At 48.6% G+C, this 26,450-nt stretch carries 26 protein-coding genes, 1 tRNA gene and 2 pseudogenes; 14 read left to right on the forward strand and 15 right to left on the reverse strand.

The features are described 5' to 3' along the window. Positions 1-343 precede the first annotated feature (343 nt). Positions 344-796, forward strand: coding sequence for a hypothetical protein (locus AM1_RS02960; protein ID WP_238549152.1), 453 nt, complete (start codon positions 344-346; stop codon positions 794-796). A 25-nt stretch (positions 797-821) separates the two neighbouring features. On the opposite strand, the gene AM1_RS02965 is transcribed toward AM1_RS02960, so the two are convergent. Both AM1_RS02965 and AM1_RS02970 read right to left on the reverse strand, forming a co-directional pair. Beyond that, a complete protein-coding gene (locus AM1_RS02965; protein ID WP_010469190.1) occupies positions 822-1,631 on the reverse strand; it encodes an ABC transporter permease in 810 nt (269 codons plus the stop codon). A gap of 249 nt (positions 1,632-1,880) precedes the next feature. Next, positions 1,881-5,288, reverse strand: coding sequence for a DEAD/DEAH box helicase family protein (locus AM1_RS02970; RefSeq protein ID WP_012161314.1), 3,408 nt, complete (start codon positions 5,286-5,288; stop codon positions 1,881-1,883). Positions 5,289-5,386: 98 nt separating this feature from the next. Here AM1_RS02970 and AM1_RS02975 point away from each other — a divergent pair, with 98 nt between their 5' ends. The 3 genes from AM1_RS02975 (at position 5,387) to AM1_RS02980 (ending at position 7,516) form a co-directional block, all read left to right on the forward strand. Then, a complete protein-coding gene (locus AM1_RS02975; protein WP_010469183.1) occupies positions 5,387-5,860 on the forward strand; it encodes a type II toxin-antitoxin system VapC family toxin in 474 nt (157 codons plus the stop codon). Continuing rightward, on the forward strand, positions 5,860-6,024 hold the full coding sequence (locus AM1_RS41985) for a hypothetical protein (RefSeq protein ID WP_187152966.1): 165 nt from the start codon (positions 5,860-5,862) through the stop codon (positions 6,022-6,024). Before AM1_RS02975 ends, AM1_RS41985 begins: the two co-directional genes overlap by 1 nt. A 190-nt stretch (positions 6,025-6,214) precedes the next feature. After that, positions 6,215-7,516, forward strand: a complete 1,302-nt coding sequence (locus AM1_RS02980) for an NF041680 family putative transposase (RefSeq protein ID WP_012161155.1) — start codon at positions 6,215-6,217, stop codon at positions 7,514-7,516. 163 nt (positions 7,517-7,679) lie between these two features. Here the strand turns inward: AM1_RS02980 and AM1_RS02985 are convergent, their stop codons facing one another. The 3 genes and pseudogenes from AM1_RS02985 to AM1_RS02995 form a co-directional block, all read right to left on the reverse strand. Beyond that, complete coding sequence (locus tag AM1_RS02985; protein WP_010469180.1) at positions 7,680-7,907, reverse strand: type II toxin-antitoxin system Phd/YefM family antitoxin; 228 nt, start codon at positions 7,905-7,907, stop codon at positions 7,680-7,682. Between the two features lie 57 nt (positions 7,908-7,964). Next, positions 7,965-9,113 carry a restriction endonuclease subunit S gene (locus tag AM1_RS02990; RefSeq protein WP_012161315.1) on the reverse strand — a complete coding sequence of 383 codons (1,149 nt, stop codon included), beginning with the start codon at positions 9,111-9,113 and terminating at the stop codon, positions 7,965-7,967. Next, a pseudogene (locus AM1_RS02995) lies at positions 9,110-10,255 on the reverse strand (HsdM family class I SAM-dependent methyltransferase); the annotation flags it as partial. The gene AM1_RS02990 and the pseudogene AM1_RS02995, both read right to left, overlap by 4 nt. A 68-nt stretch (positions 10,256-10,323) precedes the next feature. On the opposite strand from AM1_RS02995, the gene AM1_RS03000 reads away from it, so the two are divergent. Then, positions 10,324-11,634, forward strand: coding sequence for an IS701-like element ISAcma8 family transposase (locus tag AM1_RS03000; RefSeq protein WP_012160919.1), 1,311 nt, complete (start codon positions 10,324-10,326; stop codon positions 11,632-11,634). Positions 11,635-11,648: 14 nt separating this feature from the next. On the opposite strand, the pseudogene AM1_RS03005 reads toward AM1_RS03000, so the two are convergent. Both AM1_RS03005 and AM1_RS39605 read right to left on the reverse strand, forming a co-directional pair. Continuing rightward, positions 11,649-12,002, reverse strand: a pseudogene (locus AM1_RS03005) (type I restriction-modification system subunit M N-terminal domain-containing protein); the annotation flags it as partial. Between the two features lie 379 nt (positions 12,003-12,381). After that, positions 12,382-13,087 (reverse strand): IS1 family transposase gene (locus tag AM1_RS39605; protein WP_202947661.1). Its coding sequence is split into 2 segments (ribosomal slippage): positions 12,382-12,808 and positions 12,807-13,087, totalling 708 coding nucleotides; the frame shifts between segments, so codons are not numbered across the junction. A gap of 102 nt (positions 13,088-13,189) precedes the next feature. Here AM1_RS39605 and AM1_RS41990 point away from each other — a divergent pair. The 4 genes from AM1_RS41990 to AM1_RS03030 all read left to right on the forward strand — a co-directional run bounded on the left by AM1_RS41990 (position 13,190) and on the right by AM1_RS03030 (position 14,600). Continuing rightward, entirely contained in the window at positions 13,190-13,348 is a 159-nt protein-coding gene (locus AM1_RS41990; protein WP_012161320.1) for a FitA-like ribbon-helix-helix domain-containing protein, read from the forward strand. A gap of 71 nt (positions 13,349-13,419) precedes the next feature. Then, positions 13,420-13,791: a PIN domain-containing protein gene (locus tag AM1_RS03020; protein WP_012161321.1), complete on the forward strand. Its 372-nt coding sequence runs from the start codon at positions 13,420-13,422 to the stop codon at positions 13,789-13,791. A 191-nt stretch (positions 13,792-13,982) separates the two neighbouring features. Beyond that, a complete protein-coding gene (locus AM1_RS03025) occupies positions 13,983-14,195 on the forward strand; it encodes a hypothetical protein (RefSeq protein WP_012161322.1) in 213 nt (70 codons plus the stop codon). Then, positions 14,196-14,600, forward strand: coding sequence for a type II toxin-antitoxin system VapC family toxin (locus AM1_RS03030; RefSeq protein ID WP_012161323.1), 405 nt, complete (start codon positions 14,196-14,198; stop codon positions 14,598-14,600). It begins immediately after the preceding gene. Positions 14,601-14,726: 126 nt separating this feature from the next. Here AM1_RS03030 and AM1_RS03035 read toward each other — a convergent pair. Next, positions 14,727-14,798 (reverse strand) — tRNA-Gly (locus tag AM1_RS03035). Between the two features lie 170 nt (positions 14,799-14,968). Beyond that, positions 14,969-15,433, reverse strand: coding sequence for a protein tyrosine phosphatase family protein (locus AM1_RS03040; protein ID WP_012161324.1), 465 nt, complete (start codon positions 15,431-15,433; stop codon positions 14,969-14,971). 234 nt (positions 15,434-15,667) lie between these two features. On the opposite strand from AM1_RS03040, the gene AM1_RS41995 reads away from it, so the two are divergent. Next, on the forward strand, positions 15,668-15,811 hold the full coding sequence (locus AM1_RS41995; protein WP_012161325.1) for a hypothetical protein: 144 nt from the start codon (positions 15,668-15,670) through the stop codon (positions 15,809-15,811). Positions 15,812-15,872: 61 nt separating this feature from the next. On the opposite strand, the gene AM1_RS03045 is transcribed toward AM1_RS41995, so the two are convergent. Next, positions 15,873-16,532: an MBL fold metallo-hydrolase gene (locus AM1_RS03045; protein WP_041658867.1), complete on the reverse strand. Its 660-nt coding sequence runs from the start codon at positions 16,530-16,532 to the stop codon at positions 15,873-15,875. 48 nt (positions 16,533-16,580) lie between these two features. Here AM1_RS03045 and AM1_RS03050 point away from each other — a divergent pair, with 48 nt between their 5' ends. Then, the gene (locus AM1_RS03050; RefSeq protein WP_012161327.1) at positions 16,581-18,113 is read left to right on the forward strand and encodes a site-2 protease family protein; all 1,533 of its coding nucleotides are present in this window, start codon (positions 16,581-16,583) and stop codon (positions 18,111-18,113) included. On the opposite strand, the gene AM1_RS38410 is transcribed toward AM1_RS03050, so the two are convergent. The 5 genes from AM1_RS38410 to AM1_RS03070 all read right to left on the reverse strand — a co-directional run bounded on the left by AM1_RS38410 (position 18,042) and on the right by AM1_RS03070 (position 23,412). Beyond that, positions 18,042-18,503, reverse strand: a complete 462-nt coding sequence (locus tag AM1_RS38410; protein WP_071819931.1) for a hypothetical protein — start codon at positions 18,501-18,503, stop codon at positions 18,042-18,044. The two genes, AM1_RS03050 and AM1_RS38410, sit on opposite strands and share 72 nt — an antisense overlap. 4 nt (positions 18,504-18,507) lie before the next feature. Beyond that, positions 18,508-19,467, reverse strand: coding sequence for a protein translocase subunit SecF (gene secF, locus AM1_RS03055; protein WP_012161328.1), 960 nt, complete (start codon positions 19,465-19,467; stop codon positions 18,508-18,510). Then, a complete protein-coding gene (secD, locus tag AM1_RS03060) occupies positions 19,464-20,891 on the reverse strand; it encodes a protein translocase subunit SecD (RefSeq protein WP_012161329.1) in 1,428 nt (475 codons plus the stop codon). The genes secF and secD overlap by 4 nt, the downstream gene beginning before the upstream one ends. Positions 20,892-20,925: 34 nt before the next feature. Next, positions 20,926-21,909: an alpha-ketoacid dehydrogenase subunit beta gene (locus AM1_RS03065; protein WP_010469156.1), complete on the reverse strand. Its 984-nt coding sequence runs from the start codon at positions 21,907-21,909 to the stop codon at positions 20,926-20,928. Between the two features lie 105 nt (positions 21,910-22,014). Continuing rightward, positions 22,015-23,412 carry a deoxyribodipyrimidine photo-lyase gene (locus AM1_RS03070; RefSeq protein WP_012161330.1) on the reverse strand — a complete coding sequence of 466 codons (1,398 nt, stop codon included), beginning with the start codon at positions 23,410-23,412 and terminating at the stop codon, positions 22,015-22,017. Positions 23,413-23,731: 319 nt separating this feature from the next. Here AM1_RS03070 and AM1_RS03075 point away from each other — a divergent pair, with 319 nt between their 5' ends. Genes AM1_RS03075 through AM1_RS03085 form a run of 3 tightly spaced genes read left to right on the forward strand, consistent with a single transcriptional unit; the run spans position 23,732 to position 26,446 of the window. Then, positions 23,732-24,499 (forward strand): peroxiredoxin-like family protein, encoded by a 768-nt coding sequence (locus tag AM1_RS03075; protein WP_012161331.1) that lies wholly within the window; start codon positions 23,732-23,734, stop codon positions 24,497-24,499. Beyond that, positions 24,496-25,299, forward strand: coding sequence for a class I SAM-dependent methyltransferase (locus AM1_RS03080; RefSeq protein WP_012161332.1), 804 nt, complete (start codon positions 24,496-24,498; stop codon positions 25,297-25,299). The genes AM1_RS03075 and AM1_RS03080 overlap by 4 nt, the downstream gene beginning before the upstream one ends. A 16-nt stretch (positions 25,300-25,315) precedes the next feature. After that, positions 25,316-26,446: a retropepsin-like aspartic protease gene (locus tag AM1_RS03085; RefSeq protein ID WP_238549154.1), complete on the forward strand. Its 1,131-nt coding sequence runs from the start codon at positions 25,316-25,318 to the stop codon at positions 26,444-26,446. The last annotated feature ends 4 nt before the right edge of the window (positions 26,447-26,450 follow it).

Consider the following 26,450-nt stretch of genomic DNA (forward strand, 5'->3'; position numbering starts at 1 on the left):
AAGCGCAATTCTGAGAGAAATTGGCAACAGATTGAAGTCCTGTGTGAGCAGACGATAGACCAACCAACCCAGAGGACGTTGGTCTCGACTTGACTTCGAAAAACTTACAAAATTTGAGAGTTGATGAATAGCGCTATCGTACTGGAGAGGAGAAGGTTTGGACCGAAAAGATTGCCGCCATATGCTGAAACGCCTATAGCGCAGTCCTTTTTCTGCACACCAGAGTGAATGTAAAGGAATGAAAAGTGTTACGGTAAAATGCAGCCTGTTGGCTGGTGTTGTATTGAATTGATCTGCCATGTTCCTTGTTTTCTTTCTTGTCAGTACAATCACTGTCCTGCTGATGAAACTTCCTTTTTTGAAGTCTCAACGATTTCTGAGTTCAGCCTTGGCTGCCTGCCTAGTGGGTATACTCTTGTTTGGTAATAGTGTGGCCGCTCTAACCCTTAACCTGCCTCAATTGGCTGCAATGGGAGCGTCCGATAGCGCCTTAGATCAGCGGCAACGAGTCATTGATGAAGATCTGAAAATTGACCCCACCAAATTGCGCTACCGTGGCTTGGAATATGTCCAGTTCCAACCAGAAGCGGAACGGCTCACTGATCCAGAAATTAAATCTTTAATCAAATCAGACATCAACCCAGAGGTCTTTGCCGCAGTAGCGAGTGGTTCAGTCCAAATTTTTGGCAATGTCCAAGATATTGATATTGCTCGTGATATTGTCACTCAAATCAAAGATATTCCCGGTGTTAGAGAAGTCATGTTTGATATTGGTTTGGAAGTCAAAGCCGAGTAACGGGCTCTAGACCATCCCTCCCTCTCTAGGGCAAGGTCAACTGAGCAGATGCATTAAAAAACTGACGATACACTCCCTTCGCCACCAGTAAGGTGGTCACTAAGGTGGCGAAAGCCAACATAAACATAATTAATATTTGGTATGAGGCTGCTTCTTGAGGGTTAACACCGCTAAGCAGCTGTCCCGTAATAATGCCGGGTAGCTTAACCAGACCCACCACCATCATGGCATTGATGGTGGGGATGAGTCCGGCCCGAATGGCATCGCGACGATATTGGGCAATCGCTTGCTGGGGAGAGGCCCCTAGGCAAAGGTGGGTCTCGATTTCATTACGATTCGCTTTTAAGCTTTTGACGAGACGTTCCCCTGCGATCGCAGCACCATTCATCGCGTTTCCCATCACTATCCCCGCTAAGGGAATGAGATATTGCGGATCAAACCAATTCTCTGGTTGCAGGATAAAAAGGGTCGTGTAGCTCAGAGTCAAAACCGTACTGATAAAAATTGAGCCCCATAGCCAGGGGATAAGGTGGGGAATATCTTTGCCAATGCGGTTGCGAGATTCAATGCTGGCTACGGTCAACATGCCTGCTACCAGGGCTAAAACAGCTCCTGGATGTTTCCAGTCAAAAATAAACCACAAGACATAGCCCATAATCATGAGCTGTAAAATTGTTCGACCCATGGCTAAAAATAAGCTCCAGGTCAGGTCAAGTTGCTGCCAAACCGAGAGACCAATGGCGATCGCCATTAAGCCTAATGCCCAAGCTAGGTCAATGGGTTGAAGTACGATTAAGGCCAAGAGGGATTGAGGAATTGAGAGGTTCTGCAACACTAGATGCTTCGTTCCATCAGTTCAGTCTCTATTGTATGAAAGCAAACTTGCTGGACTGACTACAGGTCAGACTCTTTGTCATTTGCCTCTTTGGGTTCACCAAAAGCGGACAAGACCCTGCAAACGCTGTTCTTTTGCCCAAATGTGGAAGAAACAGCGGGTTTGGCGATAAGACCCCATACATTTTGGGCAGACATCCTTGTCATTTTAATGCAGCTATTGATGTTGAGCAGCCTGACTGCATTAAGATCAACTGGCCGTAGAGACTAACCCACTGTGGATTGATGCTAAAGTCTCGAAGATGCCGTCTATGATGGTTTCCTGCCCTTGAAATAACTCATCGGGACCGCCTGCATGAAGGTTGCTGAAGGGTGGTTCGTAAAGGGCAGAAGCTTCTACGATGCCTTGTGCAGTGAGCTGATCGATCACCATTTCAATAAAGCGGATCTGTGGGGGTGTAAGGCTGCGGTCATTTAAAAAATGAGAAAAGGCAGCTTGAGCAGTCTTGCGATCCATTCCCACGAGGCTGCGGATGAAATGAGCGAGGGATGGAGCATTACTGCGCGTTAATAAATTGGAGAGGAGCGTTTCGCCTTCGTCTGCGCCGATCTCGGCTAAAGCGGCCTCTAGTCCTTGCAGATCGGTATCAGTCAGGGGTTTGTTGGTCCGTAACCGCTGAATGACAAGGTAATCTTGATGGTTGCGCAGATAGGCTTTGACTTTTTTCTCGTACTGCACGCCGGTCATTTTGGGCATGTAGACCACGTCTTGTTCTCGCACCCTGATGATTTCGTCTTGGAAGTCGGTGTAAACAATCTTGCGTTTTTTCTTGTCGAGAAATGGGGTTAACCCTCGCAGGCGCAGGCGCAACTCTTCGAGGTCGTTCAGGTCGATGGCTTCCCAGAAACTAGCTTCTTGTATACGGTTAAGGTATTCGAGCTGGGCAGCGACAGCGGGGATTGTGGTTTTCTCTTCGATGAGCAGGGCCATCTCTACCACGCGCTGACGATGGCGTTCGAAGGTGGCGGCGTCTCCCTCGGTCTGGGCAAGCTGCATGCGCAATAGTTTGAGGTCAAATAGCCGCGATTCGATATCGTCGATTTCTAGGTCATTGGGCAGACCAGCGATTTCTTGGGTGAGCACCTCCCGATCGCTGTCGTTTATTTGGTCCCAGGTCTGGCGCTGTTGGAACTTTTCTACGGCTTCTAGGTGCATGCGCACCATGAAATTCTCGGGGTTCATGGCGGCCACTTCGCCATATAGCTGATCTGTAAGGGAGCCTTTGAGGGCGATATCTGGATCTAGTTCAGGATTCGCATTAACGTAGCCCAGCAACTGCACACGAGCGCGGAAGAGTCGGGTACTGAGGGGAGCGCTGCCGCTGCTGGTGATACCCTCTGGCTGTTCGCGGAAGAAGTCGAAGTTAAAGCAAAAGTCGAAGATGCGAAAGTCTTGTTTGTCTTGATCAGGACCAAAGAGATGCTCGCAAAGGCGGGTGCCGCGACCGATCATTTGCCAGAATTTGATTTTGGAATAGACGGGCTTGAAGAACACCAGGTTAGCGACCTCGGGCACGTCAATGCCGGTGTCGAGCATATCTACGGAGATAGCGATGTGGGGGGCTTTGTCTTTGATGGAGAAATCGTCGATCAGGCTTTGGGGATATTTTGCATAGTTGTCGATGATGCGGGCAAAATGTCCGGCATGGTGAGGATAGTGGTGATTAAACCGTTCCTCGATAAACTTTGCGTGGTCGTGATTACGGGCAAAGATGATGGTTTTGGCGAGTCTGTCGCCTCCTTCGACTTTGTGACCGTGCTCCATTAGGTATTTGAGCACTTTATCAACAGTGTCTTTGTTAAAGAGCCAACTGTTGACGGCGGCGGCATTGACCCGGTCAGGTAGGGTGCCTGATGAGTCGGCATCATCACCCCAGTCGAGGCTTTCCCACTGGGCTTTTTCGTCGTCGCTGAGGGTGTCGTAGTCAATGCCTTCGCGGGGAAAGCGCAGATCTACCTGTTCCACGCGGGGGGGCACCAGGAAGCCATCAGCGACGGCAGTTTCGAGTTCATAGGCATCGGTGGGGACACCGGGTTCTAGGTCGAAGAGGTCGTAGGTGTTTTTGTCGATTTCTTCGCGAGGGGTGGCAGTGAGGCCCACGAGCAGCGAGTCAAAGTGTTGGAAGATAGCTCGGTATTTTTGGTAGACGGAGCGGTGGGCTTCGTCGATGATGACGAGATCAAAGTGGCCGACGCCAAATCGGGCTTTATGATCCTCTGTTTGGTCTATCAGACCCATCATGGTGGGATAGGTGCAGACGTAGACCCGGCCATCGGTATCTTTTTCGGTGACGAGGTTGACGGGGCTGGAGTCGGGCAGATTTTTTTTGAAAGAACTGGCGGCTTGTTTAACGAGGGACACGCGGTCGGCGAGAAAAAGGGCGCGTTTGACCCAGCCTGCCCGTTGAAGAACATCGACTAGGGCGATGGCGGTGCGGGTTTTGCCGGTGCCGGTGGCCATCACTAACAGCGCTTTGCGGCGAGCCTGGGTAAACTGCTCGAAAATACTGCCAATGGCCCGCTTTTGGTAGTAGCGGTCGACAATTTCATCTTTGATCTGGGCCGTGTCTAAACTCTGACGCTGGGTACGGCGGCGGATAAGGCGGGTCAGTTCGTCTTTTTTGTAAAATCCGACGACTTGGTGAGCAGGGTAGACGGTGTCGTCCCACAGCCAGGTGGTATAGCCATTGGTGTAAAAGATCAGAGGCCGCTGGTTATGCATGGCTTCTAGGCAGTCGGCGTAGAGTTTGGCCTGCTGCTGGCCAATAGCGGGGTTGACGGTGGATTTTTTGGCTTCGACGACGGCGAGGGGGTTGCCATCGTCGCCCCAGAGAACGTAGTCGGCATAGCCAGTGCCGGTGTGAGTCCCTTTAGAGGTGGGCATGCCGGTGACTTGGTATTCTCGATCGCGTTTTTGGTCGAGGGGCCATCCGGCGCGTTTCAGGTCGAGGTCGATGAGGTAGTGGCGGGTTTCGGCTTCAGTGTAGTCGTGGGGGTCGGGTTGCTGTTCGTTGGCGGCGCGGATTTCGGCGAGCTGCTGCTGTAGGGCTTGGAGTTCGGTGTCGAGTTTGTCGCGTTCTTGCTGCTGTTTGAGGGTGGCTTCATGCTGTTTGGCCAGTTTCTCTTCTAGCGTTGCTAATTCCTGGCGGGGGACAACCTGGGTGCTGTCTATCGGGGTGGGGACGCGGTCGTCATTCCAAGCTGCACCATTGCGGGGTGCGTCGGGGGTGTAGGTGCGGGTGAGCCAGTAACAAATGTGGTGGAGTTCTTTGACGGCTTGGAGGGCGTCTTTTTGGTGAATGGGGCGGGGGTTATGGACGGCGTCGTTGCCGATATTTTTGATCAGCTTAGCTTTATGAAAAAGGACCTGGGGGACGAGGTTTTGAAAGGATGGCTCGTGAAGGAGGGCGCTGAGTTTGTTGTCGTAGGGCATGTGCAGCGATCGCTCATGGCGATAGAGCCAGTGAACGAGGGCTTCGAGGGCGAAGCGGGAATGGAAGCAGGCGGTGCGCGGGTCGCTGTTGATGTAGCCTTCGGCTCGGGTGGCGGATTCGGCGATGGTGCGGAATTGGCTGGGGAGGAAGGCGAAGTTAGTCATGCAGTCAGACAAACAATAATTTTGGGTTTGCGGAGTAAAAAATAGGCGATTTTTTGATTGAAAAGATTATGGTAGAGATATCAGCAAATCTGTTGTGTATGCGTGAAACTGTCTATATTGAGACCAGTATATTAGGCTATCTCACGGCTCGGCGGAGCAGGGATATTATTGTGATGGCTAATATTGAAATCACGCGAGAGTGGTGGGATGCCCGTCGTCCTGACTTTCAACTTTATTCTTCCCAAGCCGTTGTGCAAGAGACCACCCAGGGAGATGCTGAAATTGCAGCTCAACGATTAGACATTTTGAGTGATATTTCTCTGCTGGACTTGGACCAAGCTGTCCTTGAGTTGGCGACGGCATTTTTGGAGCGTAGCAACTTGCCTGCTAAAGCAAATGTTGATGCTATTCATATTGCGGTGGCAACGGTTCATGGTATGGATTACGTGCTGACCTGGAACTGTAAACACATTGCTAATGCTCAGATTCAGCGGAAACTAGCGGAGGTTAGTCTGGCTTTAGGATATGCATTGCCGATTCTTTGTACACCCTATGAACTCCTGGGAGGTTAATGATGTATCAAGATGAGATTGTGGAAGAGGTTCACAAGATTCGTGAACAGTATGCCTGTGCTTGGAACAATGATTTAAATGCTATTTTTGCTGATTTGCAAAGGCAACAAGCTGAAGGTGGAAGGAGCGTCGTCAATTTGTCGCAACGTTCCGGTTCGGGATAGCTATTTAAACTAGATATCAAGGATAAAAGCGGTAGCCAAACTTAATGGGTTACGGCTTTTTAAGGTGTTGGATTAGCGAATGGTGATGAAGCTAGGGAAACTTGAGTTTGGACTAAAGCAAACGAGAAAAGCAGTCAATGAAGTACACCGACTGCTTTAAGGTCAATGAATCATCACACTCATTGCCCTTATGATTTTCGACCATCTGCGTCAATTCCGCCAAACTCTGTATAGCTGCTTTGGCGCCAGTAAAGACGCGTTATTTGAGCTAATGGATGCGGTATTGATGAGTCCGAGCCTGCGTTCATTTGTGTGTTTGTCTCAACATCCTATCTTCCGTCGTCAATGGTCGAGTACCTATTCAGCCCTGCATGATGGTCGTATCCATCGTGCCAAACTTCACCGATATTTAGTTCGACAAGTTTCCACTCAAGACCAGCCGCTCTTCGTGGGAGATAGTAGTCCTTGGCTGCGTCCCGAGGCCAAGACCCTCAAAGACAGAGGTTTTCATCATCAAGGGGGACATACTGTCGGGGTAGGCCAAAGTTATAGCACCCTTTCTTGGGTCCCAGACGAAAGTCAGCATTGGGCACTGCCCCTACGCCATGAACGAATCACGAGCTTTGAGACCGCTTTGACCAAAGCCACGTTTCAATTAAAGCAAGTCTGTCGTCATTTGCCGGTGCGTCCTCTAGCCGCGTTTGACCGTCACTACGGTAATGGCATCTTTCTCAATCACACTGCAGGGATTGAAGTCGACCTGTTATTGCGCTTAGCATCCAATCGCTGTGTCTATGGTATTCCCCTCGCCTATTCAGGACGAGGGGCTCCTCGTAAGCATGGACATAAGTTCAAATTGAATGCCCCTAATACATATCCAGAAGCCAGCGAAATATTGGAGATAGAAGACACCCAACTTGGACAGGTCAGAGTAACTCGCTGGAGCCAATTCCATTTCCGTAATTCGGCCAAACGAGAAATGGAAATTTTGCGCGTTGAGATCATCCAACCGAAAGGTAAACGACGAAAGTTTAAGCCGCTTTGGCTGGCCTGGACTGGAGAATGCATGCCAAGTCTGGAGCGATTATGGCGAAGATATCTGCAGCGCTTTAGCATTGAGCATTGGTATCGATTTGCCAAACAACGGCTCTATTGGACGACCCCTCAACTCACGTCCAATGAAGCGACAGAGCGATGGAGTACTTTGATTGGGATGATATCTTGGCAATTGTGGTTTGCTCGGTCAGACTGTATGGATACGCCTTTACCCTGGCAGTCTCCTCAACAAGTTCTATCACCAGGACGCGTCGCTCAAGCATTCCCAAGTATTATTGCGGCGATTGGAACACCTACTCAAGCACCAAAAACTCGCGGTAAATCACCCGGACGCAAGCAAGGCCAATCTCAACCACCAAGAACTCGATATCCAACGGTCAAAAAACGAGTCTCCAAACGCAGGAAAGCAAAGATTGTCTCAAAAACCGCTGCTTAACTGCTGAGTTAATACCAGAAAAACTTATGCTCAGGCTTTCAAGGGCCATGGGATATTTTACTCTGTCTGGAGATTTAAACTTAGTCCAAACTCAAGTTTTTAAGGTGTTGGATTAGCGAATGGTGATGAAGCTAGGGAAAAGTATGAGTACCTTACAAGAGCTTCACGGTGTATATTCCTCGAAGCCTTCTATGGGGTCACCGAAATTGTCTGCAATTTTGATCAGGCCCTTGGCGCTGCCAAATGTGGGAATGGCAGTCTTTGGTTTGAATGGAATGAGCTGAAAGGATGTGCCATCATCGCGGGTGATGATGACATTTTTGCCCCGTGCGGCATCGTCTATTAGCTTGGCTAGTTGATGTTCGGCTTTTTGCAGGTTGATTGAGTACATCTGTCATTTCTTTGCTAAGCCTTCGTATATGACTATAGCTTCTGCTCAATGAGGGATTTATAGTTCTCCGTTGAAGGCGCGGGATTGGAGAGAGGCAAAGAGGGTGTCAAGTTCGGCGAGGTGGGCACATTGTTGCGCTTTTTGCTTTTCGATTGATGCAACGATAGTGGCAAACTTACGCTGCTTATCGAGAGGAGGAAGCAATATCTTGAGCTTTCGTATATCAGTCAGGTGAAGATGCTTAATAGAAATACCTTTGTTCCTGCTCAATAAATGCATTTGCATTCTAGGACTCTCAAGCATAGCTGTAAGAAATTGTGCCTCGATCTTCTGACGATTATGCTTGATAAGACATAAGCTTTCGAACAAACTAAACTCATGGTCTCGGTCAATAATTGCCACAGATCCTAGAGAACCACTCTTTGCTAGCAAAACATCGCCTATCTCGGGATGACATCTAGTGATTAAGCTTTTATGCTCATCCTCACTAATGAATTTTCCTGTATTCCATTTAATTGAACCATTTTTAATATCTTTGGCTGAGAGAAATTCGATACCTGATTCAGTATATTTAGGCGTTTTATGTGTGCCATCTGTAATTTTCTCGGAAACTGCCTCTAAGTCGCTGGCATCCCAGCCCATTGGATTGGTGATGGGGTCGCCGAAGAGGGTGAGGAAGGTGGATTGGAGGAGGGCGTCGAGAGTTGAGATCGCATCTCGTCTCTTAACCCGCAAAGCATCCGCCGCATCCAGAATCCCCGCAATCCGTTTTTGTTCTGCGATCGGTGGAAGATGAAGAGAAAGGTTCTCCAAGACTCCCTTCGTTACGCCTTTGATTGTCGCGCCTCGAGATTGACCTTTTAAATAAGTTTCTCTTGATCGAAGAAAATGAGTCAGATAGTAAATATCTAACTTTTCTAAATCTGGCCACAGTGATGTGATGTCTTGGCTATAACAAAGCTCCATCCCTGAAACAGCAACTTTTCCTACGCTAGTTCGAGTGACTAAGAGTACTGTATTTGGTGGAACACGCTTCGTTGCTGAGTTTAGAATTGCTTCTTCAGTGATATAGCTTCTAGCTGAGTTAACGATAGGCCCATTGATGTCTGCACCTGTGATCCAAGGAATTTCCCCTTCAAAGTATTCCGGCTTCTTCTTACTTGGTGTTCCACCATTTAAAAACCTACAAACCTCCTTAAGCTTCATCCCAACAACTTCTCCAATGCCTGCTGCCCCTCAGCAATCTCCTTCTCCAACTTCGCCAATCGCTTCAAAATCACCCCTGGCGGGTCATACTCCACCGCCTCATAAACCACCTCCTTATACCGATTAATCGACAAATCATAATCATTCTCCACAATCTCTTCCCTCGGCACCAAAAAGCTCTGCTCCGTCCGCTTCCGCTCAGCCTCCGCCTCCCGAGCCTGCCACCGCGTCAAAATATCCGGCAAATCACTCTTATCCGGCTGCTCCGTCCGCTTATCATCCAAGCTAAACCCATCTGTCTGCATGTCATAAAACCACACCTGATCCGTCCCACCAGAATTGGTCTTCGTAAACAACACAATCGCCGTCGACACCCCCGCATAGGGCTTAAACACCCCCGACGGCATCGAAATAATCCCATCCAGCTTCTGATCTTCCACCAACATCTTCCGCAGCGCTTTGTGGGCTTTTGACGAACCAAACAACACCCCATCCGGCACAATCACCGCCGCTCGTCCCCCCGTCTGCAACACCCGCAAAAACAACGTCAAAAACAACAGCTCTGTTTTCTTGGTCTTCACCACCTTCAACAGATCCTTCGCCGTCGTCTCATAGTCCAAACTCCCCGCAAACGGAGGATTCGCCAGAATCAACGAATAGGCTTCCTCATCATCACCCGCCGCTGCATCCGCCTCAGCCAACGAATCCTTATAGCGAATATCTGGCTTCTCTACCCCGTGCAGCAGCATATTCATACTGCCAATCCGCAGCATCGTCGAATCAAAGTCGTACCCGGAAAACGTCTCCTCATTAAACCGTCGCCGAGACTCCGCATCCTTATAAATCACATCACTGTGGTGATCCATCAAATATTCCGATGCCGCAATCAAAAAGCCCGCCGTCCCACAGGCCGGATCACAAATCACATCCTTCGGCGTTGGAGCCGTCAACTCCACCATTAGCTTAATAATGTGGCGCGGTGTCCGAAACTGCCCATTCTGCCCCGCACTAGCAATCTTGCCCAGCATATACTCATATAGATCGCCCTTCGTATCGCGATCCGCCATTTCAATAGCGTCCAGCTGATCCACCACATTCGCCAACACCCGCGCCGTCGGCATCATAAACAGCGCATCCTTCATATCCCTCTTTTATCACTTTAGACAGATAAAAAATAGACTATTCTCAGTTTCTATTTTTCTAATGAGTGATGTCAGCTTCAAGAAGTCCAGAACCAACCATTGGCTTTGTTGATGAGTACTGCCAACTATTTGCAGAGTTATTTCCCCAAGTCCGCAGTTATGAAGCCTTCAAGCATCTCCATCTGGGGATGATTAGTGATATCAAACGTAAATCATTGCCCGCCATTGCAAGAGCAGTGGGCTTGGAGAACCATCAAAGCCTGCATCATTTTCTGAGTGAATCACCTTGGGTAGCGTCACATTTGTCTGACAAGAGATTGGACATCATCTTGAAAATACTGGATGGGCGCAGGTTAATTCTATTGATCGATGAGACGGGCGATTGCAAAAAAGGCAAGAGTACCGACTATGTGAAACGGCAGTATATCGGCAATGTGGGCAAGAAAGAGAATGGCATCGTCGCAGTCACTGCCTACGGGCTGTTTCAAGGGATGATTTTGCCTTTGTCCTTTGAAGTGTACAAACCCCGAGAACGTCTTAAAGAGGAGGATGAGTATCTCAGCAAACCCCAAATTGCTGCTGGAATGATCCGACAGTTGCAAGGGATGGGCTTTTGCTTTGAGCTCGTCCTGGCTGACAGCTTGTATGGGGAAGCTCAAACAAACTTTGTGAATGTCTTAGAGGAGTTAAAGCTGCCCTATATCCTAGCGATTCGTAGCAATCATGCGGTGTGGTTACCCGCAGAACAAGCAGTCTTTGCCGAACCGTGGCAGTCATTTGAACGAACCTTCAGCAATGGCACCACTGAAACTCGTTACAGGCAAGAGATCATTTATGGCCAGCGACACCACCAGAAGCGCTATTGGCTATTAACCACGGACCCCCAAACGCTACCAGAGAACTCAACCTCTTATGTCATGGCAGCGGCACCCGAGATCAAGCTGGATGAAATTGGGGATTGCTATGGCTTCAGAACTTGGATTGAGTATGGTCTCAAACAGTCTAAAGATACCTTGGGTTGGGCTGATTTTCGCATGACGCACTACGAACAAATTGAAAAGTGGTGGGAGATAGTGATGAGCGCTTTCTTGATGGTGAGTTTGTTCGCTGATGTCTTCAATGACTCTTGTCCAGTGGCACATCAACACTTTGCGCAGCATCCTTGGTGGGATAACCAAAACGGGTGGAAGAATCTGCTCAATAATGTGCGCTTGATCATTCAACCGTTAATCAGTTGGAATCTTCTAAAGCGCTGGTTAGAAGTCTTTCCCAGCCGTGCTTTGAAAAAGGGGTTTGAGCAACTCACATCAAAGATGGAGGCATTTTGCTGTCCACTGGTGAGGAAATTGCTCAAGCATCCTGATTTTCTCTCTGTCTAAAGTGATAAAAGAGGGATATGGTGGCTGTAGGTAGAATCCTCCTCACCATTCTCGCCGCTGTCAGTCTGGCCTAGGGTTTTAATAAACGGAAACACCTCATCTCGCAAGGTCTCAAACATCTGCTCCGGGGCCGTTTCCTTAAACCGTGACCAGCGTAGATGATCCTGCTCAGGGGCAAAAATCGGCTCCTCAATCGGCTTCCCTGACCGATTTGCTTTACTCTCCTTGCGGGTATGCTGCTCATCCAACTGCTTGATAAACAGCAAATAAGTCAACTGCTCAATCACCGACAGCGGGTTAGAAATCCCTCCCGACCACATCGTGTCCCAGATTTTGTCAACTTTGGATTTAATCTCGCCAGTAATCATATATATTTCTGAATTCTTCCTGATGGAGCTGATTCAATGTCCCGACACTGAATTCTGAGACTTCAATCATCTCAGTAATTCAGCATAAGAGTCTCCCCAAGATTCATCAAATCTGGTGAGTAGAACTTAGAAATCCCCAAACGGGCGAAGCATCGTTCAAACAATACTGATGTCCCCAAGCCTTGAGCCCGGTTTGCAATGAACTCTGATTTTAAGATTCCATTTTTTAATTGCATTGAAATCATTAGACCTCTTGCAATATTCGTTTCATGATGTGCTACTTACGCAAAAAATGTCGCGATCTGACTCGAATTTTAAGTCCCCTACCATATCGTTAGTTGAATTATGCAAGAGGTCTATTGATTAAAATTGGGTAGTCCTAGTCCTGTAAGGATGCATTGTAGTGATGGACAAACATCCAGATTGCTCCAATATGATTCTCTAGCTTTTTCGAAAACGACAGTGTCTTTCGAACTAACCGAGACACTCGCTGGCGCATGGTGCAATTAAATCGTTCAATGTAGCAGGTTTGGCCTGTTTCCTTGCCCACAGCTTGATGTCGTTGTTTGGGGAAAACACAGCCGTAGGCATCCCAAAAATCCGTGTAGGCAACCGCACATTGACGATAGATTCCTGGCAAGGAATTCCATAGCTGACGAGCACCTTGCTTGGAGCGTGCCCCCACATAAACACCGACTATCTCACGCGTGATGACATCAAGAGCAAGCCATATCCACTGTTTATTGCTCTTATCGTTCACAAATGACCACATTTCATCACATTGAAGAGTTAATCGGCCTTTTTTTTGATGATATGTTCACAGTACGAGGCACTGCTTCATACTTACAGTTCACGTACTCTTGTAACCAGCTTTCAGAAACATCACAGACCCTGGCAATACCTGCCAGAGGTATCTTTTCAAGCAATAGCTTATCGATCAGGCCTTTAGTGGATGAATCAATTCGCTTTTGCTGAGGAGCTTCCACAAACTGACGACCACAGGTTTTACATTTGTGGTTTTGCTTGCCATTATGGATTCGACCGTTTTTGACAACGTTTTGAGAACGACAGTTAGGGCAGGTCAATGTCGACATTTGTGATGCTGGATTTTGGATGTTGGATATATCTATCCTTACATCTGGCGGACTACCTAAAATTGATATCAAGTCTTAGGAGTCATCTATTATATGGCTAGCATCACTATTCGAAATTTAGATGAGGATGTCAAAACAAAATTGCATGTACAGGTAGCCCAGAACAATCGCTCCATGGAGGAAGAGGCTCGTATCATTCTGCGACAGGCTTTAGCTCAAGCCGAGCCTAATATTGCTGATTTGGCACTGTAATTATTTGGTCAAGACAATGGTGTGGAGTTAGAGGCCCATCCTGCTGTCCTGCCACGAGAACTAGAGCTTGAATGATCATTCTCGATACAAATGTGGTTTCAGAACTGATGAAGTCAGCTCCATCTTCACAGGTACTGAACTGGATGCGCGATCAAGATCAAAGGGATCTGGCGGTAACGGTGATTACCTTGGCGGAAATTTATTGTGGGTTAGGTCGATTGCCTGAGGGCAGAAGGCGAGCAAATTTACATCGTAGATTTGAAACATTTATCGATACAGGTTTTCAAGATCGACTATTGAGTTTTGAGCCTCAAGCAGCTGTGGCATACGGTAAGTTGTGTAATACTCGTTTGCAGCAGGGTTTGCATGCGGATGCTTTCGATATGATGATTGTTGCGATTTCACAGGTGTATTGCTGTGCGATGACCAAAGGTCGGTCGTAGACCATCGCAACTCGTAACACAGGTGATTTTCATAATAGCTCCTTGATATTACTTAACCCTTTTGACGCATAGGGAACAACACTTCGTAAGACTCCCTGGGATGAGAACAGCCAGAAAGGCACTATTGCCTAGATCACAGATTGGTACAACCTGGGTGTTACCATAAGAGTGGTTGTGATAGTGGATATTTGATGAAGCGCACGATTCATTTTCCAGATGACTTAGCGAAGCAAATGGAAGCTTATCTAAAGGAGCATCCTGAAGAAACATGGTCAGGATTTGTACAAAAGGCCATTCAACAATCATTGCACCGCCAGGAAACGTCGCGATTGCGAGCACTTGTGGGTATTTTGGACGAAAATGCCCCCTCAGATCTATCCACAAATGAGGATGCGTATCATTAGATGCCTCGACTGGTTGTAGATGCTGGCCCTTTGATTGCTGTCTTTCATCGACAAGATACTCAGCACCACTACTGTGTGGAGCGCTTAGAGTTTCTGATTGAACACCAATATAGTTTGATAACGACTCTACCTGTCCTCTGTGAAGTACACAAGTTGATCCAGCGTTACGCTAGTGCGATCACGGCCCAGAAAGCGTTATTTGAATTATGGGAGGCTTTGGACATTCAGACTTTGGAAGACACTGGTATTCAAGACGCCATAACGTTAGTGGTGGCTACGCCAGGATGGCAAGGAACGCTACAGGATGCGTCTATTGTGGTCACTGCAAGGTGTTTAAATATTGAAGTTTGGACGCTAGATTACCGTGATTTCAGTCGATTTCAGGATCTTAAGTTGTGGAACTAACGCTTGACCATGGTTAAATTTTTCGTAAACTATCGCAACTCGAAACACGAAGGATTTTGAAGGCTGCTCGATGAAAATCGTCAACCCCTTTGCAAAGTAGAGAATGATGATTAAAATTGCTTGAGAAGCGGATGATCGGACTCGAACCGACGACATTCAGCTTGGGAAGCTGACGTTCTACCACTGAACTACATCCGCAGAACGTGAATAATAAGATAGCATCCAACCCTGACTCCTCATGCGAACTATAGATTTAGTCAAGAAGTGAGCGGAGAGGCTATCTATTTTATCATTTAGCTTGGGAGGCTTCTACCACTGCTTTAATCTCGGGATATTAGTATCCCCCATGGATCAACTCTCCCATGACCTTAAGCAGCAGTACATTCTGCGATCGCACGATCCATAAACGCTTGCCAATGGGGAATAGGCTGCCAGATTTGCAATAACGCCGGTTGAGCCTCTTCAGGTGCCATTTGTAGTCGCAGAACTCGATACAGATACATAAAAGCTGAGACCCGCATATTTTTGGCGCAGTGGACAAACACCTGATCATGGGAGCGCTGATCCATCACTTCAAAAAAACGGGTTAAATCCTCCAGGGTCGGTTCTTCCCAATCCACTGGAATATGGACATATTCCATGCCTAGCTGAGCAACGATCTCTCCTTCTTTCGGAATGGCATCTGTCGAATTGACCAGGGCCAAATTAACAATGCTTTGGTAACCCGCAGCTTGAATGTCCTTAAATTGAGCCGCCGTGGGTTGCCCCGCAGTTCCAACCCGATCAGATAACCCTAAGAAAGCCTGAATTTGCTCTAGATCTTCATCAGCCATAAGTTCCTTCCTGAAAAGAAAATCCGTAGTTCTGCATAGATTTAGCCTACAAGATTCATCAGAGGAGTGCAGATTCCAGGCATTATCCGTACAACTGCTTACCCTCCCCGCTGCTATAAAGGAATGCTTACAGAAATGACAAATTCCTCAAAGGCTTAGAATTCGGTGTTCCTCCTGAATACAAGCCCTTGGCCCTCGCCTTAGGCTAAGGACAGCCCTAGAGGAGGACCTGTTATGACCGTTCGTTGGCGACAACTACTCGTAAGTTTGTCCTTATGGCTTTTGGCTGAACTCGTGCTTAACTGGGTTGGTATTGATGACCTCGTTGACTACAGCGAATATTTATTTGAACGTCAGGCCATCGTCTTTTACGTATAGGGCATAAAGCGATCTTGGCTTGGAGTGCGCTCAACCCAGCCATTTCTGTACCACGCACAAGCTAAAGGCCAGGTTCAACAGACCGTAATTCGTCCATATCTAATTTTTTCAGCGCCTCATAGGCTTCTTTAATCTTTCCTTGTCCCCGCAGGAAGCCAGTATTGGCTCCAGGGCAGATAAATTGCAAAGTATCTTGGGTAAATTGATCAAGGAGGCTTTGGACGCTAGTGATCTGTCGAGGCCAGTGGAAGGTCTTCGCCGTTCTTAAGGGCAAAGGTTGTCCGTGTTGATTTGGCAATATATGACGGCCTGTGAACAAAACTCCGCCCCAAGCCTGATAATGGAGACAGGAGGACCCTGGAGAGAACCCTGGTGTCCAAAGAAGCAGACAGTGAGGTGTGATTTCTTCTCGTTCCCTAAAAGTTGTGACCTTTAAGTCCGGGAGTAAGTAAGCTTCCTGTTCTTGGATGACCAACTGACAGGCGAACATTTCTTGAATGTGACGAACCTGTTGGCTAATGCCTTGGCGATGGGTAAAGATGAACCAATCAACCCCCCCCTGTTCCTTCAGAAATAATTTTGTATGATCAGTCCAGGGTGGACAGTCCACAAGGATATTGCCGTCATTTTCTACAATAAGATAAGCGGTGCCCCCGAGCGTCTCACGATTGGGAGGAAACCCATAAACAGACTCTAAAACCTGTCGTGGTTCTTTACTCACAGTAAGTCCCTTCCCTGGTGTCTTTGTCCCCGAGAATAACCTTTTTGCATGATTTGGATTTCCCTCTCTATCTTTGGACTGGTCCTGTATTTTATCGTTCATCACAGTGTTTCTCGGACCACAAATACCCCTACGTGGCTGCTGTGGCTAGTGTTGATGATTCCAGCTTTAGTGGCTGGCGGTTGGGCTGCCGTCTATGGTGCGGATGTTAAACCACCGCCTCGACTGTGGATTCCCAGTACCATTTTTGCCCTGATTTCCTATCTATATTTAGCCCGCCCCAATAAACGCAAGCCTGCCCCTCAATCCTCAGAAGCCCAAAATACCGAACCTGAGAATAGCCAGTCCGCTGAGGATTCTCCGAACAGGGAAGAGAAGCCCCCTAAGCCCATAGCAGCGGCGAATCTGTTAACCAAAGGCGAAGAGAGTCAACTCCAAAATTGCTTTCCCTGGTCTATTTTTTACTTGCAAAACGTGGACTATCGCCCCCAAGTCGTCATCTGCCGGGGCCAGTTGCGATCGCAACCGGAAAAAGCCTATCAAACCATCCGCGAAAACATCAAAACCCAGTTTGGCGATCGGTTTTTGGTGGTCTTTCAGGATGGGGCCATGAATAAGCCCTTTTTTATCCTGGTTCCCAATCCCCAAACCCAAGAAAAAGAAAAGCGGCGCGGCCCCGTCAGTCGACCGGGATTGGCCTTAGGTCTATTCTTCTCCACCCTATTAACGACCACATTAGCCGGATTAAATTTTAGTGTCCCAGACCTGACGCGCCAACTGCTCCGGGACCAGCCGCAACTGATTCTGCAGGGCTTACCCTATGCGTTGGCCTTGATGGCCATCTTAGGGATTCATGAACTAGGCCATTACTTTACCGCCCGGCGATACCGGATCAAAGCGACCCTGCCCTACTTTATCCCTGTGCCCATTAGCTTTTTCCCCATCGGTACCTTAGGGGCCTTTATTCAGCAACGGTCTCCCGTCCCCAATCGCAAAGCGCTGTTTGATGTGGGAATTGCGGGACCTCTAGCGGGACTGATGGTGACAATTCCCGTTTTATTTTGGGGGCTGATGAACTCGACGGTGGTGACCATCCCCGACAAGATTGAAGGCTTGCCCTTTGATGCCATGAATCCCACTTCTTCGATATTACTGTCCTTGTTCAGCAAATTGGCCATGGGGAGTGCATTGACTTTGGATAAGGGGATTGATTTGCATCCCGTTGCGATCGCAGGTTGGATCGGTATTATTGCCACCGCCCTGAACCTGATGCCCATTGGGCAACTGGATGGTGGCCATATCGTCCATGCCATGTTTGGTCAGCGGAACGGGGCCATCATCGGTCAAATCGCTCGATTGTTGGTGTTATTTCTTGCCTTTATCCAGCCCCCACTGCTGATCTGGGCCATTATTCTGTTATTTATGCCCACGGTGGATCAGCCAGCCTTAAATGATGTCAGTGAGCTGGACAATAAGCGGGACCTGCTGGGGCTAATTTCCCTGGGCATTTTAGTGTTGATTATTCTGCCCTTGCCCCATAGTGTGGCCCATCTCCTTTTTGCCGCAAACCCAATTCCATAGGGGATGGGTACTCCCTTGCACTCGAATCCGCATCACCTGTTGGCTAAGGCGCTGGTACTCAGGTGCAGGAATGCCCCAGAGAATGACTCGACTTTGCCACAGCAGGACCGCAAAAGTCGTCCCCAGACAGATGCCGACACCGATTGCCGCCAGTCGATTAAAGGCAAAGGCATAGCGGACCGCAGCCCAGGTAAAGTATTCAAACCACAGTTGAATAGACTCTCTCAAGCTCCATAGACTGACGCTACCCACTGTCAGCCATAACCCCCCGACAACGAGCCAACGGGTATAGAGAGTCAGTTGGAATAACCGCTGTATTTCAGCTTGTAGTTGAGGATCTGAGTTCCGCTCTGGAACAGCACCGTCTGAACGTCCAGGGGGTTGACTCATAGGGCTAAATTTCTTCTGGGCTGGAATCCATCGTATTGTAACCGCCGCGCTCCTGGCGTTGACGCCACCAGGCCAACAAGGTACTGGCAATAAAAATACTGGAATAGGCCCCTGCCGCAAATCCGACGATCAGCGTTAGAGCAAAATCCTTTAAGGTTTCCCCACCAAAGATATAGATACCGATCAGCGGTAACCCCGTCGTTAGGGAGGTGTTGATGGATCGGCCTAAGGTCTGGTTAACGGCAATATCGACGGTTTCACTAATCGAGCGCTTCGCTCCATATTTGAGGTTTTCCCGAACGCGATCGTAAATGACCACCGTGTCGTTGACTGAGAAACCAATAATAGTCAATAGACCCACAATAAACAGGCTGTTAACCTCTACCCCTCGGGTTAACCCCAAAATAGAGAAAAAACCCATAGTAACGAGGACATCGTGGAACAAAGCCACAATGGCAAACAGGGCATAGTCAAACTGGAAGCGGACACTGACATAAACAATGATGGCCGCAAAGGACACGATCAGCGCTAATAAGCCCGATGCCAGTAATTGTTTTCCTAAGGTTGGACCGACCGTATCAATTTGAGATTTCTCGACATCCAGCTGGCCCAATTTAGCAGTGAGGGCTTCTGTCAGTTTCGTCCGTTCTTCTTGGTTTAAATCTTTGGTGCGAATTGCTACCCCTTGGGCATTTTGGCCAATCACCTGCACATTGCTTTCCGCCAGCTTCTGTTCATCTAGAATCTGGCGAACCTCTGCAATCTGGATGGGGGTTTTGCAGTTGTCAGGTTTGCTACAGTCTCGCTCTAGCTGTAGGCGAGTACCACCGGTAAAGTCGAGGCCGGGCTTAAGGGGAGCCTGATATTGATTCCAGGACAGAGCCATGGAAATAACCCCCGCTAGGATCAAAGCTGCGGAGATGGTCCACCAGAGTCCCCGTTGCTGATTCAGATTCAACTTCATGAGACTGCCCTTTTAGAATCAAATAGTTCAATTTTTCGGAGGTTGGGAAGGCTAATGGCGGTAAACATCAGGGTGCGGCTGCAGGTAATGGCTGTAAACATACTGACAGCAACGCCAATGCCCAAGGTGACGGCAAATCCTCTCACCAGTCCCGACCCCAACCAATACAGCACGCCACAGGCAATCAGCGTGGTGACGTTGCTATCGAGAATACTAGTGAAGGCGCGATAAAATCCGGATTCGATGGAGCGATAGAGGGTTTTCCCAGACCGCAATTCTTCCCGAGTGCGCTCAAAAATAAGGATATTGGCATCCACGGCCATACCGATACTGAGGATAAATCCCGCGATTCCCGGCAAAGTCAGGGTAACGCCAAACAAGACATAACAGGCAAACGTGAGAAGACCATAAACGCAAAGGGCTACGTCTGCGATCAAACCAGGCAGACGGTACCACACTCCCATAAAGATCAGCACCAGAATCAGCCCACCAATCCCGGCATAGACACTTTGACGGATACTGTCCTGACCCAGGGTAGCTCCCACGGTGCGAATCTCTTCGACTTTAACGGGTACGGGGAGGGAGCCGCCTTTGAGCTGATTGGCTAATAACTTGGCATCTTCTAGCTCAAAGTTGCCCGTGATAATGGCAGCACCACCCGTAATACCATTGGCCTTAAATCGGTCGCTGACGGTGGCTTGACTAATGGATTTCCCGTCTAGAAAAATTCCTAAGGGCTGACCCGTACCCGCTAGACTTTTCGTGAGGGCCGCAAATTTTTTGCCGCCATCGACATCAAACCGAAGGGTGACATCCCATTTATTCGGTTGAGATTGGGAAATGGCATACCCCGCATCGTTGAGGTCTTCTCCCGTTAAGTCCGTTTTGACAAAGAACTGATCTTGTAGCTCAGTCAGCTGCTTTTGTTTCTGCTGGACTTCTCCCTGGAGCTTTGCGAGGGCGGCGGCATCACCAGCCTTTTCTGCTTCGGGTAGCTTCTGTAACAATCGCTGTAGTTCACTGCTACGGACATTGACTTGCGCCAAGATGGCATTGTTGGGACGCCGAAAATCGAGCTGGGCAACTTGGCTAAGCAATTGTTCAGCGTCTTTGGGATCGCTAACGCCAGGAAGCTGAACGAGAATTTGCTGGCTACCCACAGTCTGGACCACGATTTCCGAAACCCCTTCAGGGTTTAGGCGATTGGCCACCACGGTTTGCACCGCTTCCATCACGTTGGGGGTGATGTCTTTCACTTCTTCCGTCGGGTTAACCTGAAGGGTGAGTTGAGACCCGCCCCTAAGGTCTAGTCCCAGATTGATCTTGCCCAGACCATACTGCTTGCCAAACGGGGTGACGACGATTAATGCCCCCACCACTAATAGGGCAATGAGAGCTAGTAAAAAGCGTTGTTGTTTAAGCACCACACTGCTCCAAAGGAAAAAGTAAAAATGGAATTTAGACCTGAAGAGCCGTAATCTGCTGAACCGCTTCCACAATTTGAGGCGGCTGCACAATCGTTAGACTCTCTAACATGCCGTTATACGGCGTCGGAATATCTTGAGAAGAGAGCCGCACCACTGGGGCATCCAGCTCATCAAAAAATCGATCATTAATAGAGGCGATAATTTCAGCACCCACACCCCCAGTCCGCATACATTCTTCTACGACAATGACGCGATGGGTTTTGCGAATGGAGGCTCCAATCGTATCGAAATCGAGGGGCTTGAGGGAGATTAAATCAATAATCTCAGGATCATAACCTTGCTCCGTTAGGGTTTTAGCGGCCTGCACGACATGGTGACGCATCCGAGAATAGGTGAGGATGGTGACATCTTTACCTGAGCGAACCACCTCGGCCTTGTCTAAAGGCAGGACGTATTCTTGGTCGGGCAATTCTTCCTTCAGGTTATAGAGCAGGACATGCTCAAAGAAGAGAACTGGGTTGGGGTCACGGATGGCGGCTTTAAGCAATCCTTTGGCGTTGTAGGGGGTAGAACAAGCCACAATTTTAAGGCCAGGCACGGCTTGGAAATAGGCCTCTAGGCGCTGGGAGTGCTCTGCCCCCAATTGACGACCCACACCCCCCGGTCCGCGAATCACCATGGGGATTTTGAAGTTGCCGCCGGATGTGTAGCGCAACATACCGGCATTATTGGCAATTTGGTTAAAGGCTAGGAGCAAAAAGCCCATATTCATGCCTTCAATGATCGGCTTCAGGCCGGTCATGGCAGCCCCAACGGCCATGCCCGTAAAGCTATTTTCTGCAATCGGGGTGTCGAGGACGCGCAGCTCTCCGTACTTGTCATACAAGCCTTTTGTGACTTTGTAGGAGCCACCATAGTGGCCCACGTCTTCTCCCATCACCATGACGGTGTTGTCATTAGCCATTTCTTCGTCAATGGCGTCACGGAGGGCGTTAAATAACAGTACTTCAGCCATAATGCGTTAGCGATACACTATTGGATACGTTAGCAGAAGACGGTCCTCCAACCCTAGTGTCAATCGAGAGTCCTGATTTTAAGCCGCTTCTTAGGAACTTATCTGTTATTTCAGGGAGGGATTGAGGGCTTTAACCCGCTGATTGACCTTTTTAATATAGCCATCAATATCGCATTTGCGTTTGAGGCCGCTAGCGGCCATATAGCGAACGGTGCCAAATATAGGACGTTCCCGCCAGCCCCGATCATGGACACCAAATACCCAGGCCACGCCCGTGTAGGAATTGGCGTCGCGGCCATCGATAAAGTATTTGTTGTTGAGGTCCAAGGCGGTTTGGAAGGCCAACTCTGGGGTCTCAGTCCATTCAATAATCTTTTTACCCCAATACATGCGCATGTAGTTATGCATATAGCCCGTATGCTTCATTTCCCTCATGGCGGCATTCCAATAGGGGTCTTCGGTGCGAGATTCATCCAGCTGTTCTAGGGAATAACAGGGCGTTCTGGGATCGTGACGATGGTTGTCTAAGGTCGTTTTGGCCCAGTTGGGGAGACAACTATAGGCATCGTAGTCAGGGGTGTAGTAGGCAAAGTTCATGGCCAGCTCCCGCCGCACAATCAGCTCTTCGATATAGGTATCAACGTTGTCACGAGGAACATTGCCCATGGATTGAATCTGCAGGGCCAAATACAGGGGAGAGATTTGGCCAAAGTGCAGATATTGGCTCATATAAGAGACATCATCCGTTTGGGGCTGATTGCGATGATCGGCGTAGATGGCAAAAGATTTTTGCAGAAATTTCTCCAGGATTTCCTTAGCCCGAGTCGTACCGCCTTGGAACAGGGAACTGACGGGGGGCACGCTGCAGTCTAAAGGCAGCTTAGCTAGAACAGCCTCAATATTGCTGAGATCTAAAGACTTTAGATCTAGATGGAGGGAGGAGTGTTGAACTGGGGTTGAGGCAAAGGGAACCAGAAAGCGATCTAAGTGACGATGGATGCGAGGACGGATGGTGCGGGCAGCATAATCGGCTTTGACGGAGGCGGTTTCTACAGGCACCACCACTTCCGATTCCACTTGCACCACTTGGCAGGGAGCATTCTGAGCGACATTGTCCCGCCACTGGCGTTGGAAACGAAGATAGCCGCGATCGCAAACCACCAACGAAGCATCTTTCCCTAACTCCAAGGCAATTTGATCCGGATTGCCGTAGCGCATTACAAACTTGATGCCCCGTTGAATCAGCGCTTGCTCCGTATCCTGCAAGCCTTCCAACATAAAGGTGTAATGGCGCAGATTGGAACCGGGATAATCGGCCATCAGGCCAAAGCAAACCACCACAGGCTGTTGAAGATCATTGGCCCGCTGAATGGCATATTCCAAGGCATGATTGTATTCGGCCCGCTGAGACTGCTGCATCCAGTACAGAACATAACCACCGGGCTGTACGTCCTGTTTATTCAGGATCTGGATGCGTTCTTCCTCAATCAGCGAATTTGCCATTTCTTCTATCATTGCTCTGCCTTATTTGTGATAACGCAGAATTCAGATGAAGATCTATGGGGACGTCACCTCTTAGATGAGCATTTCTTTCAGTTTGATGAGTGGAAGGCTCTATGGCCCTTAATTGGGTTGGGATAATTGATAGGTGTAATAGGTGGAAAACCATTCAATAGGTGCAATATTGATTGCACTCCCAATTATCCCAGTGTTTCAACGTTTAGTAGCCCTATGGTTGCCGCAGTCATTACTTTGGAGATTGGGTGTGAAAAAATAGGAGAGACACTTCATGATCAAGAAGGAGTGACAATAAGCAGGTTAGATGGATACCTACGCCATTTTTAAACAAACGCAATCCCAACGAGTCAGTGATGGTGCGGTGGTGCCTCTCTTATCCAACTGTGAGAAGGCAAGCTTAACCCTGGTCCTGGTCTGGCCGCAGCTAGGGGATTTTGACAGCTTGGAATATGCCTGGTGGCTGCAGCGACAGGCTAAGCAGATTCAAGCTAAAGGCGTGCAAATTCGAGCGGTGGGTATTGGCGATCTCAACTCAGGACAGAAATTTTGTGACTTCACCGGATTTCCTGCCAAGCATTTATTCATAGATGCCACGGGCCAACTCCACCAACAGCTCAACCTGTATCCAGGACTGACTTGGAAGGTGCCGTTCTTATCCCCGCTTCAGAATGCGTACCTGAATTTATTGCTGATGTGTGCCGGGATTGGCAGTCCTGGAACATTGGTGGAAGTGTTTCGAGGCTATCGGGGAGATCGCAATGCCCCCCAACTCATTGCCGAGGATGAAGAAGTCAGAGCATTCCCTCTGCCGCCCGTAAACGGTGCCTTATTTAACCGGGCAGGAGGAAAAGGATTTCAGCGTCCCTTTGAGCTGGCAACCCTTCGCCTCCGCAATATGGCTGAAGTATTGAAGTATTGGAAAACCTATGTGCCGGATGCCACCTACATTACCCAACGGGGCGGTACATTCCTGTTTGATCAACAGGGGCAATTGGTGTATGAGCATCGAGATCGCGGCATACTAGGATTTGCCGCTAATATGAGCAATCCCCTGGCGTTTCTGTTGAAGTGACCTCAAATTATATTCATGGTTATTCTGCCGCTGAACAGCAGCGGTTGTTACAGCAGTCCCAGTACTGGCAAGACCGTTTGATTTGTCCAGGCTTAGACTATCAACCCGGCGATCGAGTATTAGAAATTGGCTGTGCCGTCGGTACAACCTTGGGAATATTGGCAACCCAATTCCCCGGCATAGAAGTGGCTGGCCTGGACCGCGAATCGAATCAAATTCAACAAGCTCGCCAATACTTGTCCTCTATAAACGTTCCTGTCGATTTACAAGTGGGTGAAGCGGAGAATTTACCCTGGCCTAACGACCACTTCAACCATGTCTACATCATGTGGCTATTGGAACATGTGGTAGAGCCTTTGCCCATTCTTCTAGAAGCCCAACGGGTGTTGGAAACGGGCGGTACCATCACCCTGATAGAAACTGATTACACTAGCCATGTGGTCTATCCTCAATCGGAGGATTATGACTATCTGGCTCACGCCCAATGTCAGCTTTTTTCTCAAACAGGTAATCCTTTAGTTGGGCGTCAACTCGGATCTTTGCTGGTTCAAGCTGGATTTGCTGGAGTTCAAAACCAGCCCGTCGGATTTCATGTTTTCCAAGGCATGCCTGATCAAGCCCTACGCCAGCATGTTGAGTATTGCTTAGGTTTTTTAGAACCAATGATTCCTCAGATGGTGCAACTTGATCTGGATGAGCAACGGCTACTGGAGGGACTGGCTCATTTACAGGCTATTCCTGATCATCCTGAAGGGGCAATGACGACCATAGTCTATCGGGCTCAGGCCCGAAAAAAATGAACTGAGGTAAGTGCAAGTGGCCCGTTTAAAACAGCAAGTTCTCTTTTCTCTGATTGGCTTGAGTACCCTATTAGGGAGTCCTCCGTTTTCAGCTGTTTCTCAAGAGCCAAGACCGACTCAACTGGGGAAGCAGCTACAGCAACAGGTCCAAGATTGTGTAGGGAATTCCCCTACAGCGAAAACATCTACCCAGCGTTATCAAACCTGCATCACTCAGCTGATATTGCTAGATGCCAAGGGCAACCGACGTCCAGATGCATCTCAACGCTTATTGGCACTCTTTGAGGCTATGGGAATTGCCATTCCCAAACGTCAACGCCAGGGCCAAACGACTTTAGCCTTAGAGTCCTTACCCAGAAGCAACTGCTTCAGCCTTCCAGTTCAAATCAAGGGATACACGGGGCAATTTCTACTGGATACAGGAGCAACCCATACCGTCATTAATACGACCTTGGGCGAGCAATTGGGGTTGCCCCTACAGGACTATCCATCCAACTTGACCCAAGGCTTAGCCTTTGGAAACGAAAGAAAAACTCAGGTGGGTATCTATCCAGCCTTGACCTTGAGCATCAAGGACGCCTCCGTCCAGCAAATTCATCCCTTGGGGATGGCGAAACAGTCTATCCTCCACGATTTATCTGGAATCCTGGGGCTAGACTTTCTCAGTCAATTTGACATGGTGATTGACCCCCAGCAGCGTCAGATTCAATTACTCCCACCGACTTCCCCAACAGAGGGAATTCCCTTAACAGGTAAAGGAGGTTGGCTGACGGTTCAAGTACTAATTAACGGCCAAGGCCCTTTTACCTTTGCTTTAGATACGGGAGCGACCCAAACCATTCTGTCTCCTCAGGTGGCGGCCCAATTAGCTCTCTCTCCCACCGCTAAACCGGTTCAATTACAGGGATTACTGGGGATAGAGGCAGCTCAACCGATTCAACTCGATACGGTTCAGATTGGCCCCCATCAAACGACCCAGCTTGACGCCCTAATTATTGCCAGTCCTCTAATTGATCGGATGCAGGTAGACGGTCTAATTGGCCAAAATTTTCTCAACCAATATCAGCAGCATTGGCGCTTTGGCCCCCAAAATGCCCTAGGGATGGTCGAGCAAGGGACTTTAAACCTTTCTCCCCTCAAGCGATAAGTTC

The sequence above is a fragment of the Acaryochloris marina MBIC11017 genome (assembly GCF_000018105.1).
Taxonomy (GTDB): domain Bacteria; phylum Cyanobacteriota; class Cyanobacteriia; order Thermosynechococcales; family Thermosynechococcaceae; genus Acaryochloris; species Acaryochloris marina.

Coding starts and splice junctions, on each gene's coding strand:
- AM1_RS02960 (WP_238549152.1), top strand. CDS start 344: ATGAAACTTCCTTTTTTGAAGTCTCAACGATTTCTGAGTTCAGCCTTG.
- AM1_RS02970 (WP_012161314.1), bottom strand. CDS start 5,288: ATGACTAACTTCGCCTTCCTCCCCAGCCAATTCCGCACCATCGCCGAA.
- AM1_RS02975 (WP_010469183.1), top strand. CDS start 5,387: ATGCGTGAAACTGTCTATATTGAGACCAGTATATTAGGCTATCTCACG.
- AM1_RS41985 (WP_187152966.1), top strand. CDS start 5,860: ATGATGTATCAAGATGAGATTGTGGAAGAGGTTCACAAGATTCGTGAA.
- AM1_RS02980 (WP_012161155.1), top strand. CDS start 6,215: ATGATTTTCGACCATCTGCGTCAATTCCGCCAAACTCTGTATAGCTGC.
- AM1_RS02985 (WP_010469180.1), bottom strand. CDS start 7,907: ATGTACTCAATCAACCTGCAAAAAGCCGAACATCAACTAGCCAAGCTA.
- AM1_RS02990 (WP_012161315.1), bottom strand. CDS start 9,113: ATGAAGCTTAAGGAGGTTTGTAGGTTTTTAAATGGTGGAACACCAAGT.
- AM1_RS03000 (WP_012160919.1), top strand. CDS start 10,324: ATGTCAGCTTCAAGAAGTCCAGAACCAACCATTGGCTTTGTTGATGAG.
- AM1_RS41990 (WP_012161320.1), top strand. CDS start 13,190: ATGGCTAGCATCACTATTCGAAATTTAGATGAGGATGTCAAAACAAAA.
- AM1_RS03020 (WP_012161321.1), top strand. CDS start 13,420: ATGATCATTCTCGATACAAATGTGGTTTCAGAACTGATGAAGTCAGCT.
- AM1_RS03025 (WP_012161322.1), top strand. CDS start 13,983: ATGAAGCGCACGATTCATTTTCCAGATGACTTAGCGAAGCAAATGGAA.
- AM1_RS03030 (WP_012161323.1), top strand. CDS start 14,196: ATGCCTCGACTGGTTGTAGATGCTGGCCCTTTGATTGCTGTCTTTCAT.
- AM1_RS03040 (WP_012161324.1), bottom strand. CDS start 15,433: ATGGCTGATGAAGATCTAGAGCAAATTCAGGCTTTCTTAGGGTTATCT.
- AM1_RS41995 (WP_012161325.1), top strand. CDS start 15,668: ATGACCGTTCGTTGGCGACAACTACTCGTAAGTTTGTCCTTATGGCTT.
- AM1_RS03050 (WP_012161327.1), top strand. CDS start 16,581: ATGATTTGGATTTCCCTCTCTATCTTTGGACTGGTCCTGTATTTTATC.
- AM1_RS38410 (WP_071819931.1), bottom strand. CDS start 18,503: ATGAGTCAACCCCCTGGACGTTCAGACGGTGCTGTTCCAGAGCGGAAC.
- secF (WP_012161328.1), bottom strand. CDS start 19,467: ATGAAGTTGAATCTGAATCAGCAACGGGGACTCTGGTGGACCATCTCC.
- AM1_RS03065 (WP_010469156.1), bottom strand. CDS start 21,909: ATGGCTGAAGTACTGTTATTTAACGCCCTCCGTGACGCCATTGACGAA.
- AM1_RS03070 (WP_012161330.1), bottom strand. CDS start 23,412: ATGGCAAATTCGCTGATTGAGGAAGAACGCATCCAGATCCTGAATAAA.
- AM1_RS03075 (WP_012161331.1), top strand. CDS start 23,732: ATGGATACCTACGCCATTTTTAAACAAACGCAATCCCAACGAGTCAGT.